General features: G+C 62.5%; 15 protein-coding genes. 10 read left to right on the top strand and 5 right to left on the bottom strand.

What is annotated here, in order from left to right; translation table 11 throughout:
* Positions 1 to 86: 86 nt before the first annotated feature.
* The 4 genes from ehuA to ehuB all read right to left on the bottom strand — a co-directional run bounded on the left by ehuA (position 87) and on the right by ehuB (position 3,198).
* Entirely contained in the window at positions 87 to 881 is a 795-nt protein-coding gene (gene ehuA / locus J3361_RS10395; protein WP_243458831.1) for an ectoine/hydroxyectoine ABC transporter ATP-binding protein EhuA, read from the bottom strand.
* Between the two features lie 74 nt (positions 882 to 955).
* Positions 956 to 1,612, bottom strand: a complete 657-nt coding sequence (gene ehuD, locus J3361_RS10390; RefSeq protein WP_039591587.1) for an ectoine/hydroxyectoine ABC transporter permease subunit EhuD — start codon at positions 1,610 to 1,612, stop codon at positions 956 to 958.
* Positions 1,609 to 2,268 (bottom strand): ectoine/hydroxyectoine ABC transporter permease subunit EhuC, encoded by a 660-nt coding sequence (gene ehuC / locus J3361_RS10385; RefSeq protein ID WP_207964340.1) that lies wholly within the window; start codon positions 2,266 to 2,268, stop codon positions 1,609 to 1,611. The genes ehuD and ehuC overlap by 4 nt, the downstream gene beginning before the upstream one ends.
* Before the next feature lie 72 nt (positions 2,269 to 2,340).
* Entirely contained in the window at positions 2,341 to 3,198 is an 858-nt protein-coding gene (gene ehuB / locus J3361_RS10380) for an ectoine/hydroxyectoine ABC transporter substrate-binding protein EhuB (protein WP_207964338.1), read from the bottom strand.
* Positions 3,199 to 3,488: 290 nt separating this feature from the next.
* On the opposite strand from ehuB, the gene J3361_RS10375 reads away from it, so the two are divergent.
* The 8 genes from J3361_RS10375 to J3361_RS10340 all read left to right on the top strand — a co-directional run bounded on the left by J3361_RS10375 (position 3,489) and on the right by J3361_RS10340 (position 13,207).
* Positions 3,489 to 4,883 carry a PLP-dependent aminotransferase family protein gene (locus tag J3361_RS10375; RefSeq protein WP_207964336.1) on the top strand — a complete coding sequence of 465 codons (1,395 nt, stop codon included), beginning with the start codon at positions 3,489 to 3,491 and terminating at the stop codon, positions 4,881 to 4,883.
* Positions 4,884 to 5,186: 303 nt separating this feature from the next.
* A complete protein-coding gene (eutB, locus tag J3361_RS10370) occupies positions 5,187 to 6,158 on the top strand; it encodes a hydroxyectoine utilization dehydratase EutB (protein WP_207964334.1) in 972 nt (323 codons plus the stop codon).
* Positions 6,159 to 6,180: 22 nt separating this feature from the next.
* Positions 6,181 to 7,173, top strand: coding sequence for a cyclodeaminase (locus J3361_RS10365; protein WP_207964332.1), 993 nt, complete (start codon positions 6,181 to 6,183; stop codon positions 7,171 to 7,173).
* A 39-nt stretch (positions 7,174 to 7,212) separates the two neighbouring features.
* Complete coding sequence (gene doeA / locus J3361_RS10360; RefSeq protein WP_207964330.1) at positions 7,213 to 8,403, top strand: ectoine hydrolase DoeA; 1,191 nt, start codon at positions 7,213 to 7,215, stop codon at positions 8,401 to 8,403.
* A 3-nt stretch (positions 8,404 to 8,406) separates the two neighbouring features.
* The gene (gene doeB / locus J3361_RS10355) at positions 8,407 to 9,408 is read left to right on the top strand and encodes a N(2)-acetyl-L-2,4-diaminobutanoate deacetylase DoeB (RefSeq protein ID WP_207964329.1); all 1,002 of its coding nucleotides are present in this window, start codon (positions 8,407 to 8,409) and stop codon (positions 9,406 to 9,408) included.
* 310 nt (positions 9,409 to 9,718) lie between these two features.
* A complete protein-coding gene (locus J3361_RS10350) occupies positions 9,719 to 10,198 on the top strand; it encodes an Lrp/AsnC family transcriptional regulator (protein ID WP_207964327.1) in 480 nt (159 codons plus the stop codon).
* A gap of 130 nt (positions 10,199 to 10,328) precedes the next feature.
* Positions 10,329 to 11,816, top strand: coding sequence for an NAD-dependent succinate-semialdehyde dehydrogenase (locus J3361_RS10345; RefSeq protein WP_207964325.1), 1,488 nt, complete (start codon positions 10,329 to 10,331; stop codon positions 11,814 to 11,816).
* Entirely contained in the window at positions 11,813 to 13,207 is a 1,395-nt protein-coding gene (locus tag J3361_RS10340) for an aspartate aminotransferase family protein (RefSeq protein ID WP_207964323.1), read from the top strand. The genes J3361_RS10345 and J3361_RS10340 overlap by 4 nt, the downstream gene beginning before the upstream one ends.
* 243 nt (positions 13,208 to 13,450) lie before the next feature.
* On the opposite strand, the gene J3361_RS10335 is transcribed toward J3361_RS10340, so the two are convergent.
* Positions 13,451 to 13,888 (bottom strand): DUF1043 family protein, encoded by a 438-nt coding sequence (locus J3361_RS10335; RefSeq protein WP_053124999.1) that lies wholly within the window; start codon positions 13,886 to 13,888, stop codon positions 13,451 to 13,453.
* Between the two features lie 148 nt (positions 13,889 to 14,036).
* On the opposite strand from J3361_RS10335, the gene J3361_RS10330 reads away from it, so the two are divergent.
* Positions 14,037 to 14,666 (top strand): alpha/beta fold hydrolase, encoded by a 630-nt coding sequence (locus J3361_RS10330; RefSeq protein WP_207964459.1) that lies wholly within the window; start codon positions 14,037 to 14,039, stop codon positions 14,664 to 14,666.
* A gap of 24 nt (positions 14,667 to 14,690) precedes the next feature.
* Positions 14,691 to 16,046 carry a tryptophan--tRNA ligase gene (locus tag J3361_RS10325; protein WP_207964321.1) on the top strand — a complete coding sequence of 452 codons (1,356 nt, stop codon included), beginning with the start codon at positions 14,691 to 14,693 and terminating at the stop codon, positions 16,044 to 16,046.
* Positions 16,047 to 16,097: the final 51 nt, after the last annotated feature.

The raw sequence follows: 16,097 nt of genomic DNA, 5'->3' as shown, positions 1-16,097 counted from the left end.
GCCTCCTGCGCCCGAAGCGTCGGACCGGTCCAGCGGGAGCAAGCTCCCTCGCCACAAAGGTGTTCACTTGAGTCATGGGTTAGGGGTTAGTTAGCCTCTTTCACCGCGCTCAAGAACGCACACGTGCGCTCCTGCTGCGGATTCTCGAAAATCTGCTCCGGCGTGCCTTGTTCATGGATCTGTCCTTTGTAGAAGAAGCACACCCGATCAGCGAACTCCCGCGCAAACCCCATTTGGTGGGTCACCATCAGCATGGTCAGGTTGTGTTCGGCCCCCAGTTTGCGAATCACGTTCAGCACCTCGCCGCACAGCTCCGGGTCGAGGGCCGAGGTCACTTCGTCGAACAACATTACCTTGGGCCGCATCGCCAGGGCCCGGGCAATCGCCACCCGTTGTTGCTGGCCGCCGGACAACTGCGATGGGTAATGGTCGAGCTTGTTGCCCAGGCCCACCAATTCCAGCAGGTCGGCGGCGCGTTCCCGGGCCTCTTTCGGGTTCATGCCCAGCACCTGCACCGGCGCTTCGATAACGTTTTGCAGCGCAGTCATGTGGGGGAACAGGTTGAAGCTCTGGAACACCATGCCGATCTTGCCGCGCACCCGGCGGATGTGTCGGTCGTTGGCCGGCACCAGCACGCCGTTGCGATTGGGCATGTGGGTCAGGGAGTCATCCTCGACGCGGATCTGGCCCTGGTCGATGCCTTCCAGGGTCATCAGCACCCGCAGCAGCGTGGACTTGCCCGAGCCGCTCGGGCCGATGATCGCGACTTTTTCACCGGGCGCGACATCCAGGTTCAGATGGTCGAGTACAGTGAAGCTGCCGTAGCTTTTGGTCACGTCCTGGAAACTCACAATCGGCCGGGACGGTGTCGGAATCTGCATGGCCGGGGCCTCCTGCTGCGACGCCAGCGTGCTGCGCCGGGACAAATCGGTGGGCGTGGACAGGGGTAAAGTCATTAGCGTAGCTCCATGCGCGTTTCAAGGCGCCGTACCAGATAGGCCAAGGCGAGGCTCAGGGCGAGGAAGAACAGGCCGACCAGGGTGATCGGTTCCAGATAACGGAAATGCTCGGAACCGATGTTCTTGGCCTGCTGCATGATTTCCACCACGGTGATCGCCGACAGCACCGGCGTGTCCTTGAGCATCGCCACCAGGTAATTGCCCAGGGGCGGCACGATCGGGCGCAGCGCCTGGGGCAGGATGATGTTGCGGTAGGCGTCGTACGGCGCGATGTTCAACGCCGTCACCGCTTCCCACTGCGCCCGCGGCACCGCGTCGAGCCCGCTGCGGTAGACCTCGGCGATGTAGCAGGCGTAGTGCAGGCCGATGCCGAGGATGCCGACTTGCATGGCCGTCAGGCTCAAGCCGTAGTTGGGCAGCACGTAGTAGAGGAAATACACCTGGATCAGCAACGGCGTGCTGCGGATGAACTCGATCACCGCCGTGGCCGGCCACGACAGCCAGAACCTGCGACTGCGCCGGCCAATCGCCAGGAACAGCCCCAGCACGATCGCGATCAGGAAACCGATCAGGGTAATGCCCACGGTATTGAGGGAGGCGCGCAGCAGGTCCGGGAGGATCTGTGCGGCGTAGGACCAGTCGAACAGCGTCATGACAGACCTCCACGCATCCGGCCCCGGCTCAGCCGTCGCTCGACGTTGCGCATACCGAAGTTGATGGCTTGGGCGAGGATGAAATACAGCACCAGCGCCAGGCTGAATATCTCCAGGGTCTGGAACGTCGCCTGATCCAACTGGCGCGCCCTGAAACTCAGGTCGGACAAGGTGATCAGCGACACCAGCGAGGTGTTCTTCAGCAACTCGATCAACAGGTTGGTGCCCGGTGGAATCGCCGCCAGCAATGCCTGGGGCAGGATGATTCGCTTGAAGCGGGTGAAGCCGCTGAAATTCAGTGCCGTGCAGGCTTCGTATTGGCCCTTGGCGACCGAGCTGATGGCGCCGCGCATCACTTCCGCACCGTAGGCGCCAATGTGCAAGCCCAGGCCGACGATGGCCACGGCGTAGGGGCTCAGCTCGATATTGAAGGGCGGCAGTGGCAGTACGAAAAACAGCCAGAACAACTGCACCAGCAGCGACGTGCCTCGGAACACTTCGATGTAGGTAATCGAAAACCAGCGCAACGCGCGCCACGGCGACAGCCGCCCGAGGGCTGCGAGCACCGCAGCGACAATCGCCAGCAGCGAGCCAAAGAAGGTCACCTGGAGCGTGACCCAGGCCCCTTGAATCAATAACGGAAGTAATTCGCCCATGGTTCAACCCGATGTCCGATGAAGCAGGGAACAGGCATCACGCCTGCGCGTCATGCCTGTTTCGGCGTGCCATTAGGGCTGAGCGCAAAGCTCGGCCGCGGTCTTGCTGGTGACGTTGGATTTGTCGAAACCGAATGGCGCGACGGCCTTGAGGTGTTCCTCCGAACCCAGCCACTTCTTCAGCTCGGCATTGACCGCGTCGCGCAGGTCTTTGTCCTCGGGTCGGAAGGCCAGCGCGCCGTAGCCGATGTGGGACGGGTCGTCCTTGAATTCGGTCATCGCCTCTACTTTATCGCCACCCTTGCTGGCCAGGCCCTTCATGGTCAGTTGGGTGCCGACGGCCGCGTCGGCACGACCGGCGCGCACGGCTTGCAACTGCGCGGTGGTGTCGGGGACCTGGAGGATCTGATCGTCCTTGACCCCGGAGTCGCGGGCATAGGCCAGGTTCACCGTGCCGGCCATGATGGCCAGCTTGACGTCCGGTTGCTTGGCGATGTCTTCATAGCTGTGGAGTTTTTTCGGGTTGCCCTTGGCCACGAGCAACGCGTCGGGCAATTGATACTGCGGATCGGTGAACAACACTTGTTTGCAGCGCGCCGGGGTGATGTACATGCCGGCAGCAATCACGTCGAAGCGACCTGCGCGCAGGCCAGGAATCAGCGAGCCCCATTCGGTGAGCACGCCGTTGACCTGCTTGATGCCCATCTTGGCGAAGATGATCTTGGCGATCTCCGGCGATTCGCCAGTGACGGTGCCGTCGGTTTCGGTGAAGGCGAACGGGGTTTCGTTGGCGTAGCCGATCCGGATGCTGCTGTTGCTTTTGACGGTGTCCAGGGTGGCCGCTTGAACGCTGCTGGCCAGGCCCAGTACGGCACAGGTCAACAAGAGCCGACGCAAGGGCGCGCAGGTGCCGGGAAGAAAATTGCTCATCGATAAAATCTCCTGTTTCTTGTGGATCCGTCAGCGGACGGTTCTGTGTTAGGAGGCAGTGTGACAAGAGCAAAGCGTACAGCGGCGGATCCGGGCGGGGCCTGGAATCGGTAAGGGCGCCGGTACAGGTCGATCCGGCTTTTTGTCGGGGTAATGAACCCGCCTGGAGGACGACCTTGGACCGAGCATACAAAAGCCCCGGCATCGATTGTATTGCACTAGGACAATTGCTTTGCCGCGAGGGCCGCGCAATGCTGTGCGCACCCCTACACACGCCGGTTGCAGCCGTTATGGATAAGTGGAAGTCAGCCTTGGACCTCGCCCGCAGTGGTGAATCCAAATACAAGATTCTGGTGCAGGCCATTGCCGACGATATCGAACAGGGCAGCCTGGCCAATGACCAGCGCCTGCCGCCGCAACGGCAAGTGGCCGACGCCATGGGCATCAGCGTGCAGACCGTCACCAACGCTTACAAGGAGCTGGAGCGCCAAGGGCTGGTCCGTTGCGAAGTGGGGCGCGGCAGTTTTGTCTCGCGGCGCATGAGCGACCGGGTGGCGACTTACATTCTCGACAGCCCCGAACGGGCGCTGGTGGATTTTTCCATCACTCGCATCCTCCACACTCGCGAGCATGACCAGGCCTGGCGGGATACCTGCGCGGCGCTGAGCACTGAAGAAGATCAGCCGTGGATCCATGCGTTTCGCCCCATCGCCGGTTTCGAATCCCATCGCGAAGCGGCGGCGCAGTGGATTGGCCGGCAAGGGCTGAAAGTCGACCGTAACGATGTGCTGATCACCAACGGCGCGGCCCATGGGATTTTCCTGGCCCTCGCTTCGCTGGCGGGGCCCGACGATGTGGTGCTCTGCGAAGGGCTGACCGATCACGGCGTGATCGGCAATTCCCAGGTGCTGGGCTTCACCCTCAAGGGCCTGGAGATGGACCGCTATGGCATCGACCCCGAGCATTTCGAAGACATGTGCAGCAACGAGCGCATCACCGCGCTGGTGTGCACGCCGAACCTGAACAACCCCACCACCAGCCTGATGCCCGACGCCCGGCGCCGGGAAATCGCCGAGATCGCCCGGCGCTTCGGTGTGCATATCATTGAAGACGATGTGTACGGTCCGCTGCTGGACGAGCGTCGCGCGCCGCCCATCAGTCATTACCTGCCGGAGCTGTCGTTCTATTGCACGAGCATGACCAAGTCGGTGCTGACGGGGTTGCGGATTGGCTATCTGGTGGTGCCCAAGCGCTTGGCGTTGCGTACCGAGAGCATCCTGCGGGTGAACAGTTGGATGGCCACGCCGATGGTTTCGGAGATCGCCACCCGCTGGATTCGCGATGGCCGCGCCGAGTCGCTGGTGCAGTTGCAGCGCCAATTGCTGGCCGGGCGCCAGGCGCTGATCACCGAATACATGGGCGAACATGTGTTGGCCCAGCATCCCCATGCCTTGAACGCCTGGATCGGCATTCCGCCCCACTGGGAAGTGGACAGCCTGGTACGTGCGCTACGGCACAAACACATCGCCGTCACGTCGCCCGACCCGTTCACCGTGCGCGGCACTCCCCGGCCCCGTGCGGTGCGAGTGTGTGTCGGCGCCGAATGCAGCGACGAGGAAATGCGCCATGCACTGATCGGCATGCGCGAGATCTTCAACCAGTACCCGCAGATTCATGATTTTTGATAGGCAAACAGTGGGCTTTCTCCAAAGTTGCATGTGCTTTTGTGGCGAGGGAGCTTGCTCCCGCTCGGCTGCGAAGCAGTCGTAAAAACAGTTAACTGTCTTCAGATACATCTGGTTGACTGGATTTGGGGCTGCTGCGCAGCCCAGCGGGAGCAAGCTCCCTCGCCACAGGGATAGGTGGGTCATGCTGAATTTGTCGATCTTTCAGCCGACACTGAATGCAAAGTAAATTGCCCTAGTACATTCATCGCCACAATCCAGCCCTCTTAGACTGCGCCCAACACATCCGCTCGGGACGCCGTCATGACAGGGTTGCAGCTTCAGGACATTTACCTCGCCCGCCAGCGCATCGAGTCGCAGGTGCGGCGCACGCCCATGGAGCATTCCCCGAGCCTGTCACGGTTGATGGGCGTGCCCGTATCTCTCAAGCTGGAAGCCCTGCAAATCACCGGCAGCTTCAAATTGCGCGGGGCGAGCAATGCCGTCGCGCAACTCAGTCCCGAACAGAAGGCCCAGGGCGTGGTCACCGCGTCGACCGGCAACCATGGCCGGGCATTGGCCCATGCGGCCTCGCAACAAGGCGTCCGGGCGATTGTCTGCCTGTCGAACCTGGTACCGGCCAACAAGGTGCAGGCGATTCGCGATTTGGGCGCCGAAGTGTGCATCGTCGGCCAGTCCCAGGACGACGCCCAACGCGAAGCCGAGCGCATTGCCCGGGAGCAGGGCGCGACGTTTTTACCGCCCTTCGATCACCCGGCGATCATCGCCGGCCAGGGCACCCTCGGCCTGGAGATCCTCGAGCAGCAACCGGAGGTGGCCCAAGTGCTGGTGCCATTGTCCGGTGGCGGCCTGTTCGCCGGGGTCGCCCAGGCCCTCAAAAGTGCCAACCCCACGATCCAGGTCCACGGCATCAGCATGGCTCGCGGTGCGGCGATGCACGCCAGCCTCGCAGCCGGGAAACCCGTAGACGTCGAAGAACTGCCGACCCTGGCCGACTCCCTCGGGGGCGGCATCGGCCTGGACAACCGCTACACCTTCGCCATGACGCGGCAACTGCGTGATGACTTGCACCTGCTCTCGGAAGCCTCCATCGCCAATGCCATCCGCCACGCCTATCACCACGAACGCCTGGTGCTCGAAGGCGCCGCCGTGGTGGGCATCGCGGCGCTGCTCGACGGCCTGGTCGAGCCGCGCGGCCCCATCGTCCTGGTGGTCAGCGGGCGCAACGTCGACATCGAACAACATGCCCGCGTGATCGCTGGCGCCAACGCTTGATAACCCGATAACGGAGTCTGTCATGAGTGAAGTCACCCTATTGAGCGAGGCCGACGTGCGCAGTTGCGTGGCCCTCGACCTGGCCAGCATCGATGCCATCGAGCAGGCTTTCGTGCTGTTGGCCACCGCCGCCGTGGCGATGCCACCGATCCTGCGATTGGACATCCCCGAGCACAACGGCGAAGTGGATGTGAAGACCGCTTACCTGCCGGGCCTGGAACGCTTCGCCATCAAGATAAGCCCGGGTTTTTTCGATAACCCCAAGCTTGGTCTGCCCAGCCTTAACGGCATGATGATGCTGCTCTCGGCACGCACCGGTTTGCTGGAGGCGCTGTTGCTGGACAATGGCTACCTCACCGCCGTGCGCACCGCCGCCGCCGGTGCCGTGGCGGCGCGGTGCCTGTCTCGCGAGGACAGCCGCAGCGTCGCGCTGGTCGGTGCCGGCGAACAGGCGGCGTTGCAGCTTCAGGCGCTGCGCCTGGTGCGGCCCATCGACGAGGTGCGGGTCTGGGCGCGGGATGTACAAAAGGCCAAGGCGTTCAGCCAAGACTTGGCGCGTGACAGCGGACTGGCCGTCACGCCATGCACCTCCATTGACGATGCCCTGGAAGGCGTGGACATCGCCATCACCTGCACCCCCAGTCGCGAGCCGCTGATCGAAGCCCGCCATTTGCACCCTGGCCTACACATCACCGCGATGGGCTCGGACGCGGAACACAAGAACGAAATTTCCCCGCAAGCCTTGGCGGCCGTCGATTGCTATGTCGCCGATCGCCTGAGCCAGACCCGCGTGCTCGGCGAACTGCACCACGCCCTGGCGGCGGGCACCGTGCGCGATGACTTGGCATTGACGGAGCTGGGGCGGGTGCTGGCGGGGCAACGGCTGGGGCGCGCCGATGAGGCGCAAGTGACGCTTTGCGACCTGACCGGCACCGGCGCCCAGGACACCGCCATTGCCAACCTGGCGTTCGAGCGGGCGAGGGCGGCGGGCAAGGGCTTTGCGTTCGGTCGCTAGATCATTTTCTTCATGAGTTATTGAACAGAGGGCAGGTGGATGTCAGAGATCGTCGTCAATCTTCCGTTTGAACGGGAGGAATACGCCCAGCGCCTGGCGAAGGTTCGCGCGGCCATGCAGGCCCAGGGCCTGGAGCTGCTGCTGGTCACCGATCCGTCGAACATGGCTTGGCTCACCGGCTATGACGGTTGGTCGTTTTATGTGCACCAGTGCGTGCTGCTGGCGCTGGAGGGCGAGCCCGTGTGGTTCGGCCGCGGCCAGGATGCCAACGGTGCCAAGCGCACGGTGTTCATGCAGGCCGACAACATCGTCGGCTACCCGGACATCTACGTGCAGTCCCGCGAGCGCCACCCCATGGACTACCTGTCCCGCGAGGTGATCATCGCTCGTGGCTGGGGGGCGCTGAGCATCGGCGTGGAGATGGACAACTATTACTTCAGCGCCGCCGCGTACCTGTCGCTGCAAAAGCACTTGCCCGACGCGACGCTGGTAGACGCGGTGGGCCTGGTGAACTGGCAGCGCGCGGTCAAGTCGCCCCAGGAAATCGCCTACATGCGCATCGCCGCGCGCATCGTCGAGAACATGCACAGCCGGATCCTCGAACGGATCGAACCGGGCATGCGCAAGAACGAACTGGTGGCCGAGATCTACAGCAGTGGCATTCTCGGTGCCGATGGTCATGGCGGCGACTACCCGGCCATCGTGCCGCTGTTGCCCACCGGCGCCGACGCCAGCGCGCCGCACCTGACCTGGGACGATTCGCCGTTCGAACAGGGCGCCGGCACGTTCTTTGAAATCGCCGGTTGCTACAAGCGTTACCACTGCCCGTTGTCGCGGACGATTTACCTGGGCAAGCCGCCCCGACATTTCCTCGACGGCGAAAAGGCCGTGGTTGAGGGCATCGCCGCCGGCCTGGACGCGGCCAAGCCGGGCAATACCACCGGCGACATCGCCGTGGCGTTTTTCAAGGTGCTGGAGAAATTCGGCATCCACAAGGACAGCCGTTGCGGCTATCCCATCGGCATCAGTTATCCGCCGGATTGGGGCGAGCGCACCATGAGCCTGCGCCCTGGCGACAACAGCGTGTTGCAACCGGGCATGACCTTCCACTTCATGCCGGGGCTGTGGATGGACGATTGGGGCCTGGAAATCACCGAAAGCATCCTGATCACCGAGACCGGCGTCGAGACGCTGTGCAACGTGCCTCGTCAACTGTTCGTGAAGGATTGAGCCATGCCCGACTTGCCCAACAATCCCATCAGCGCCACGGTCGATTTCAGCCGCGAGGGCGTGCAGCACGGCTTTCTCAAGCTGCCGTATTCGCGGGACGATTCGGCCTGGGGCGCGGTGATGATTCCCATCACCGTAATCCAGCGCGGCAGCGGCCCGACGGCGCTGCTCAGTGGTGGCAACCACGGCGATGAATACGAAGGCCCGGTGGCCCTGAGCAAACTGGCCCAGCAATTGACCGCCGATGAAATCAGCGGACGGGTGATCATCGTGCCGTTCATGAACACCCCGGCCTTCCATGCCGGGCGCCGGACATCGCCCATCGACAAGGGCAACCTGAACCGCAGTTTCCCCGGCAGGCCGGACGGCACCGTCACCGAGAAAATCGCCGACTATTTCAATCGCACCTTGTTGCCCTTGGCCGACATTGTCCTCGACATTCATTCCGGCGGCCGAACCCTGGATTTCCTGCCGTTCGCCGCCTGCCACGTGTTGCCGGACAAACAGCAGCAGGCCCGCTGCGAGGCCGGGATGCTGGCGTTCAACGCGCCCTATTGCATGCGCATGCTGGAATTGGACGCCGGGTCGATGTACGACACGGCGGCCGAATCCCAGGGCAAGGTGTTCGTCACCACCGAGTTGGGTGGCGGCGGTTCGTCGACCGCCCGCAGCGTGGCGATTGCCGAGCGTGGGGTGCGCAACCTGCTGATCCACGCCGGCATCCTGCGGGGCTCGATCGAGTTGCAGCCGTCGCTGGTGCTCGACATGCCGGACGCCAGTTGTTTCATTGCCAGCGAACACAACGGTTTGCTGGAAATGTGCCGTGATCTTGGTGAAAACGTCACCCAGGGTGAGGTGGTGGCGCGTATCCATGACACTACCCGCAGCGGTGTCGCCCCGGTCGAATACCGCGCCGCCCGCAGCGGCCTGCTGGCGGCCCGGCACTTTCCCGGGCTGGTGCAGTGTGGCGATACGTTGGTGGTGATTGCGGATGTGTTGGCTTGATAACAGCCAGCCACAAATTTCCTGTGTACATATAAAACCTGTGGGAGCGAGCCTGCTCGCGATGGCGGTATAACAGATGATAGAGGTGCTGAATGTAATGGCCTCATCGCGAGCAGGCTCGCTCCCACAGGGATTTACGGTGATTGCAGGTTGGTGATCCGCCACAGATAAATGTGGGAGCGGGCTTGCTCGCGAAGGCGGTGTGACATGCAACGGATATGTTGAGTTTGATGGCCTCTTCGCGAGCAAGCCCGCTCCCACAAAGGCCTGCGTTGAGTCTGAGTTTTTTAACCACCCGGAGCCCGGCCCCATGCACAAGCTCGATCGCTACGACCTCAAGATCCTGCAGATCCTCGCCGAGGACGGGCGAATCACCAAGTCGAGCCTGGCCGAGGCCATCAACCTGTCGGTGACCCCGGCCTGGGAGCGGGTGCGCAAGCTGGAAGCGGCGGGTCTGATCATCGGCTACCGGGCGCAGATCGATTGGGGCGCGGTATTCAAGCGCCAGCAGGTGCTGGTGGAGATCACCCTGGCCCGACACACCGCCCAGGACATGCGCCGTTTCGAGCAACGCATGATTGCCGTGCCCGAAGTGGCGTTCTGTTACGCCACCGGGGGCGGGGTGGATTACCTGGCTATGATCCAGGCGCCGGACGTCGATGCCTATCAGCGTTTCGTCGACCAACTGCTGCTCGAAGACCTCGGCATCGAACGCTACTTCACCTACATCGTCACCAAGACCATCAAGACCGCCGGGGCATTGCCGGCGGAGTTGGCGTTATCTTCCTGAGCACCGCAGAAAACACTTCTGCGTAGGTCTTTTCCAGAAAAAAACCAAGGTCTGACCCCGCGTAAACACCCGATAACCCAAGCATTGCTGCCCTAGCATGGACTCACGCAAACGGTCTGGAGTGAACGTCATGCTTTATCAACATCCACTGCTGTTCAAGGCGCTTTGTTACATTGACGGCCATTGGGTCCACAGCGACAGTGGCCAGAGCATCGCGGTGCACAACCCTGCCACCCGTACCGTCATCGGCCATGTGCCGATGCTCGATCAGCCACAGATCGTCGCGGCAGTGGACGCGGCGCATCGCGCCTTCCCGGCGTGGCGCGAGCAGAGCCTGGAAACTCGCGGCGCGATCCTGCGCCGCTGGGCAGCGTTGATCACCGAACACAGCGAAGACCTTGCGCGTATCCTCAGCCTGGAGCAGGGCAAGCCGTTGGCCGAGTCCCGTGGCGAAATCGCCTATGCCGCCAGCTTCATCCCGTGGTTCGCCGAGGAAGCACGGCGCCTGTACGGCCAGAACATTCCCAGCCATATCCCGAATGCGCACCTGGGCACCATCAAGGAGCCGGTGGGCGTCTGCGCGCTGCTCACGCCCTGGAATTTCCCTTCGGCGATGATCACCCGCAAGGCCGCCGCCGCCCTGGCCACCGGCTGCACGGTGGTGATCAAGCCAGCCCACGAAACGCCGTACTCCGCGTTGGCCCTGGCGCAACTGGCCGAGGAGGCAGGCTTTCCTGCCGGGGTCTTCAACGTGGTCTTGGGCGAGCCGCAAATGGCCATGGAAACCCTGGTCAAGGACCGTCGTGTACGCTCGGTGAGTTTCACTGGCTCGACCCGGGTCGGCAAACTGGTGTTGCAAGCGGCGGCCCATGACGTGAAAAAAGTCGCGTTGGAACTGGGCGGCAATGCGCCGTTCATTGTCTGCGCCGATGTCGACCTGACGCTGGCGGTGAAAGTCGCCGTGGAGGCGAAATTCCAGACATCGGGCCAGGATTGCTGCGCGGCCAACCGGATCCTGGTGCAGCGTCCTGTGTACCAGGCGTTTCTCAGTCGTTTCGCCGCGGCAGTGCGTGCCTTGCGCGTCGGGCCGGCCATGGTCGATCAACAGGAACAGGACGTGGAGGTCGGGCCGTTGATGCACCAGGCGGCGTTCGATGCGACCGCTGATCGTGTCACCGATGCCCTGGCCCTTGGCGCTCAGCGCCTGGTGGGGGGCGAGGCCCATGCCTTGGGCGGGTTGTTCTATCAACCGACGGTGCTGGCCGACGTCACGCCGCAGATGCGCATCTACCGTGAAGAAAACTTCGCGCCCATTGCCGGGGTGATGCCGTTCGACACCCTGGACGAAGCCATCGAAATGGCCAACGACACTGAATACGGGCTCGCGGCCTATATTTGTTCCAACCGCCTGGACGTCATTTATCCGCTGATTCGCCGTCTCGACCACGCCATGGTCGCGGTCAACGGCGTCAAGTTCACCGGCCACCCAATCCCCTTCGGTGGCATGAAAGCCTCCGGCCTCGGTCGCGAGGGTGGCAGCGAGGGCTTCGAGCCCTTTGTCGAAACCAAATATTTTTGCCTGCACCATCAAGGCCAGTTCCCAGGAGAGTCCGCATGAGCCAAGAACTCAACACGCTGTTCGAACAAGACCGTGCGCATTTCATGCACCCCTCGACCCACGCCCACGACCACGCCAGCGGTGCCCTCAAGGGCCGGATCATCAAGAGTGCGTCAGGCGTTCGCATTCGCGACCATGAGGGCCGTGAGTTCATCGACGCCTTTGCCGGGCTCTACTGCGTGAACATCGGCTACGGCCGCACGGAGGTGGCTGACGCCATTTATAAGCAGGCCAAGGAACTGGCCTACTACCACACCTACGTCGGCCATTCGAGCGAGGCGATCATCGAGCTGTCCAGCCGCATCATGGACTGGGCGCCGGAAGGGATGAAGAAGGTCTATTACGGGCTGTCCGGCTCCGATGCCAACGAGACCCAGGTCAAGTTGGTGCGCTACTACAACAACGTACTGGGCCGGCCGCTGAAGAAAAAAATCATCTCCCGCGACCGTGGTTACCATGGCTCGGGCATCATGACCGGCAGCCTGACGGGGCTGGCGACCTTTCACCAGCATTTCGACCTGCCGGTGGCAGGGGTCAAGCACACCGTGTGCCCGCACTGGTATCGCAAGGCCCCGGCGGGGATGGACGAAGCGGCATTCGTGCGCTATTGCGCCGATGAGCTGGAGAAGATGATTCTTGCCGAAGGCCCTGACACCGTGGCGGCGTTCATCGGTGAACCGCTGATGGGCACCGGCGGCATCATCGTTCCTCCCGCTGGTTATTGGGCTGCGATCCAGGCCGTGTTGAAGAAATACGACGTGCTGCTGATTGCCGATGAAGTGGTCTGCGCGTTCGGCCGCCTGGGTTCGAAAATGGGCAGCCAGCGCTACGGCATGAAGCCAGACCTGATCACCACCGCCAAAGGCCTGACCAGCGCCTATGCACCGTTGTCGGCGGTGATCATCGGGGAAAAGGTCTGGAGCGTGATTGAAAAGGCCTCCCAGGCCGAAGGGGCCATGGGCCATGGCTGGACTTATTCAGGGCACCCGATCTGTGCGGCGGCGGCGCTGGCCAACCTCGACATTCTCGAACGGGAAAACCTCACGGCCAACGCCGAGGAGGTGGGTGGCTACCTCAATCGTCGCCTGCGTGAAACCCTCGAAGGTCATCCGCTGGTGGGTGAGGTGCGCGGGGACGGCATGCTGGCGGCGGTAGAATTCATGGCCGACCGCGAACAGCGCACGGCGTTCGACCCGGCGCTCAAGGTCGGCCCCAAGGTCTCGGCTGCCTGCCTGGAACGCGGCATGATCGCCCGCGCCATGCCCCACGGCGACATCCTGGGCTTCGCCCCACCGCTGATCCTGACCCGCGAGGATGCGGACCTGATCGTCGACATCACCAAAGATGCTATCGATCAGGTGGCGGAGGAAGTGTTGGTTTGCATTGAGTAAATAATTTTTCAGGACGCCAATATCCTGTGGCGAGGGAGCTTGCTCCCGCTGGGCCGCGAAGCGGCCCCAAAACCAGGCAACTCGGTGTGCAGGAAAATCGAGTTCGCTGCTATAGGGCTGCTCCGCAGCCCAGCGGGAGCAAGCTCCCTCGCCACGGGGGATCAAATTGAAATAGGGAATTGGAACCAATAAAAAGCCCGCCTGATCATAGGATCGGGCGGGCTTTTGGGTGTCGCTTGGAAATTACTTCTTCAAACCGTAATGCTCATCGAGCATGCCCGGCGAATTCGGGGCCTTGGGGGCGTAGTCCCGTGGCGGTTCCTGGATCCCTTTGGGCGGGGTCAGGCGTTCCCGTGGCGTCTGTGCCGAATCGGCTTGCAGGGCGGCCAGCAGGCGTTGGCGAGTCTGCTCGTCCAGGGCCAGGCGATTGGCACCCTCGGACAGATGATCCTGGACTTCCTGGTAGCTCTGGGTGAGTTTTTTCACTAGGGACGCGGTGCTGTTGAAGTGGGTGACCACTTCATTCTGATAACTGTCGAAGCGTTCCTGAATGTCGTCCAGCTGACGTTGGGTGCTGTTGGGCACCGCGTTGGGCAGCAGTCGGGCAAGCAGGAATCCAATGGCGACACCGGCAACCAGGGCAAGAGTCGGCAACAACCAAACTAAGAGCGAGTGTTCCACGAGTCCTTCCTCTATAAACGGCTTTGCTTTACGTTAACGGCTCGGACCTGCGCTGTATACCGCGAAGAACATCGCAATCATGCCAGGCACAGACTTTTAGCTAGACGAGTCGACCCTATTCGGGGTCACGGAGTTCTTTCCCTTGCTTATGCGCGAAACCCCTGTAGTCATCGATGGCCCCGTGGGCCAACTGGAAGCCTTGTACCTGGACAACGAGGCCCCCCGTGGCCTGGCGCTGATCTGCCACCCGAACCCGGTGCAGGGTGGGACCATGCTCAATAAAGTGGTCTCGACCCTGCAACGCACCGCCCGGGATGCCGGGCTGGTTACGTTGCGTTTCAATTATCGTGGCGTGGGCGCCAGTGCCGGCACGCATGACATGGGCACCGGCGAAGTGGACGACGCCCAGGCGGTCGCCCAATGGCTGCGGGAACAATACCCGCAATTGCCGCTGACCCTGTTCGGTTTTTCCTTTGGTGGATTTGTCGCCGCCAGCCTGGGCGGGCGCCTGGAAGCCCAGGGACAACCGGTCAAGCACCTGTTCATGGTGGCCCCGGCGGTGATGCGCCTGGATGATCAGTCGCCCTTGCCGACCGGTGGCGAATTGACCGTGATCCAGCCGGAAACCGACGAAGTGGTCGATCCGCAGCTGGTTTACGCATGGTCCGACACGCTTCAGCGTCCCCATGAGCTGCTGAAAGTGGCAGAATGCGGACACTTTTTTCATGGCAAGCTGACCGATCTCAAGGATCTGATCCTGCCGCGCCTCTCGAATTGACAGCAGTCTGACAAGCGATAACCCATGACGACGCGTACCCGTATCCTGACCGGCATCACCACCACCGGCACCCCGCACCTGGGCAACTATGCCGGCGCCATCCGTCCGGCGATCCTCGCCAGCCGCGACAGCAACGCCGATTCGTTCTACTTCCTGGCCGACTACCACGCCCTGATCAAGTGCGATGACCCGCTGCGTATCCAGCGTTCGCGCCTGGAAATCGCCGCCACCTGGCTGGCCGGCGGCCTGGACGTGGACCGCGTGACGTTCTATCGCCAGTCCGACATTCCCGAGATCCCGGAACTGACCTGGTTGCTGACCTGCGTCGCCGCCAAGGGCCTGCTCAACCGCGCCCACGCCTACAAGGCCTCGGTGGACAAGAACGTCGAGGCCGGCGAAGACCCGGACGCCGGCGTCACCATGGGCCTCTACAGCTACCCGATCCTCATGGCCGCCGACATCCTGATGTTCAACGCCCACAAGGTGCCGGTCGGTCGCGACCAGATCCAGCACGTTGAGATGGCCCGGGACATTGGCCAGCGCTTCAATCACCTGTTCGGCCAGGGCAAGGAGTTTTTCACCATGCCCGAGGCGCTGATCGAAGAAAGCGTCGCGACACTGCCGGGCCTCGATGGCCGCAAGATGTCCAAGAGCTACGACAACACCATCCCGTTGTTCAGCAGCGCCAAGGACATGAAGGACGCGATCTCGCGGATCGTTACCGACTCCCGCGCCCCGGGCGAAGCCAAGGATCCGGACAATTCGCACCTGTTCACCCTGTTCCAGGCCTTCGCCACTGCCGAACAGTCCGCCGAGTTCCGCAGCGAACTGCTGCAAGGCCTGGGTTGGGGCGAAGCGAAGAACCGCCTGTTCCAATTGCTCGACAACGAGCTGGGTGAAGCGCGCGAACGTTATCACCAGTTCATCGAGCGTCCGTCGGACCTTGAAGACATCCTGCAACTGGGCGCGAGCAAGGCCCGGGCCGTGGCAACGCCGTTCCTCAACGAACTGCGCGAAGCCGTTGGCTTGCGGTCCTTCGTCAGCCAGGTCCAGGTGGCCACCCAGACCAAAAAGAAAGCGGCCAAGGCGGCACGTTTCGTCAGCTTCCGTGAGGATGACGGCAGTTTCCGCTTCCGCCTGCTTTCTGCCGATGGCGAGCAACTGTTGCTCTCGAACAATTTTGCCGACGGCAAGACTGCCGGACAGGTGACCAAGCAATTGCAGTCCGGCCAACCCTTGGACGTACGCAGCGACGAGCTGTGTTTCAGCGTCTGGCTCGACGGTGAATGCGTGGCGAACAGCCCGACGTTCGCCGACAACGCCGCGCGGGATGCCGCCGTCGATGCGCTACGCATCGCCCTGACGCCTGCCCAGGACTGATTCCGGCGCGTCACCCGACCATCGGCCCGAATAAGGGCCGATTGCCATTCT

The organism is Pseudomonas sp. OA65 (assembly GCF_017498305.1).
In the GTDB taxonomy this organism is placed as follows: domain Bacteria; phylum Pseudomonadota; class Gammaproteobacteria; order Pseudomonadales; family Pseudomonadaceae; genus Aquipseudomonas; species Aquipseudomonas zanjanensis.
This window is presented reverse-complemented; position numbering and strand designations above follow the sequence as displayed.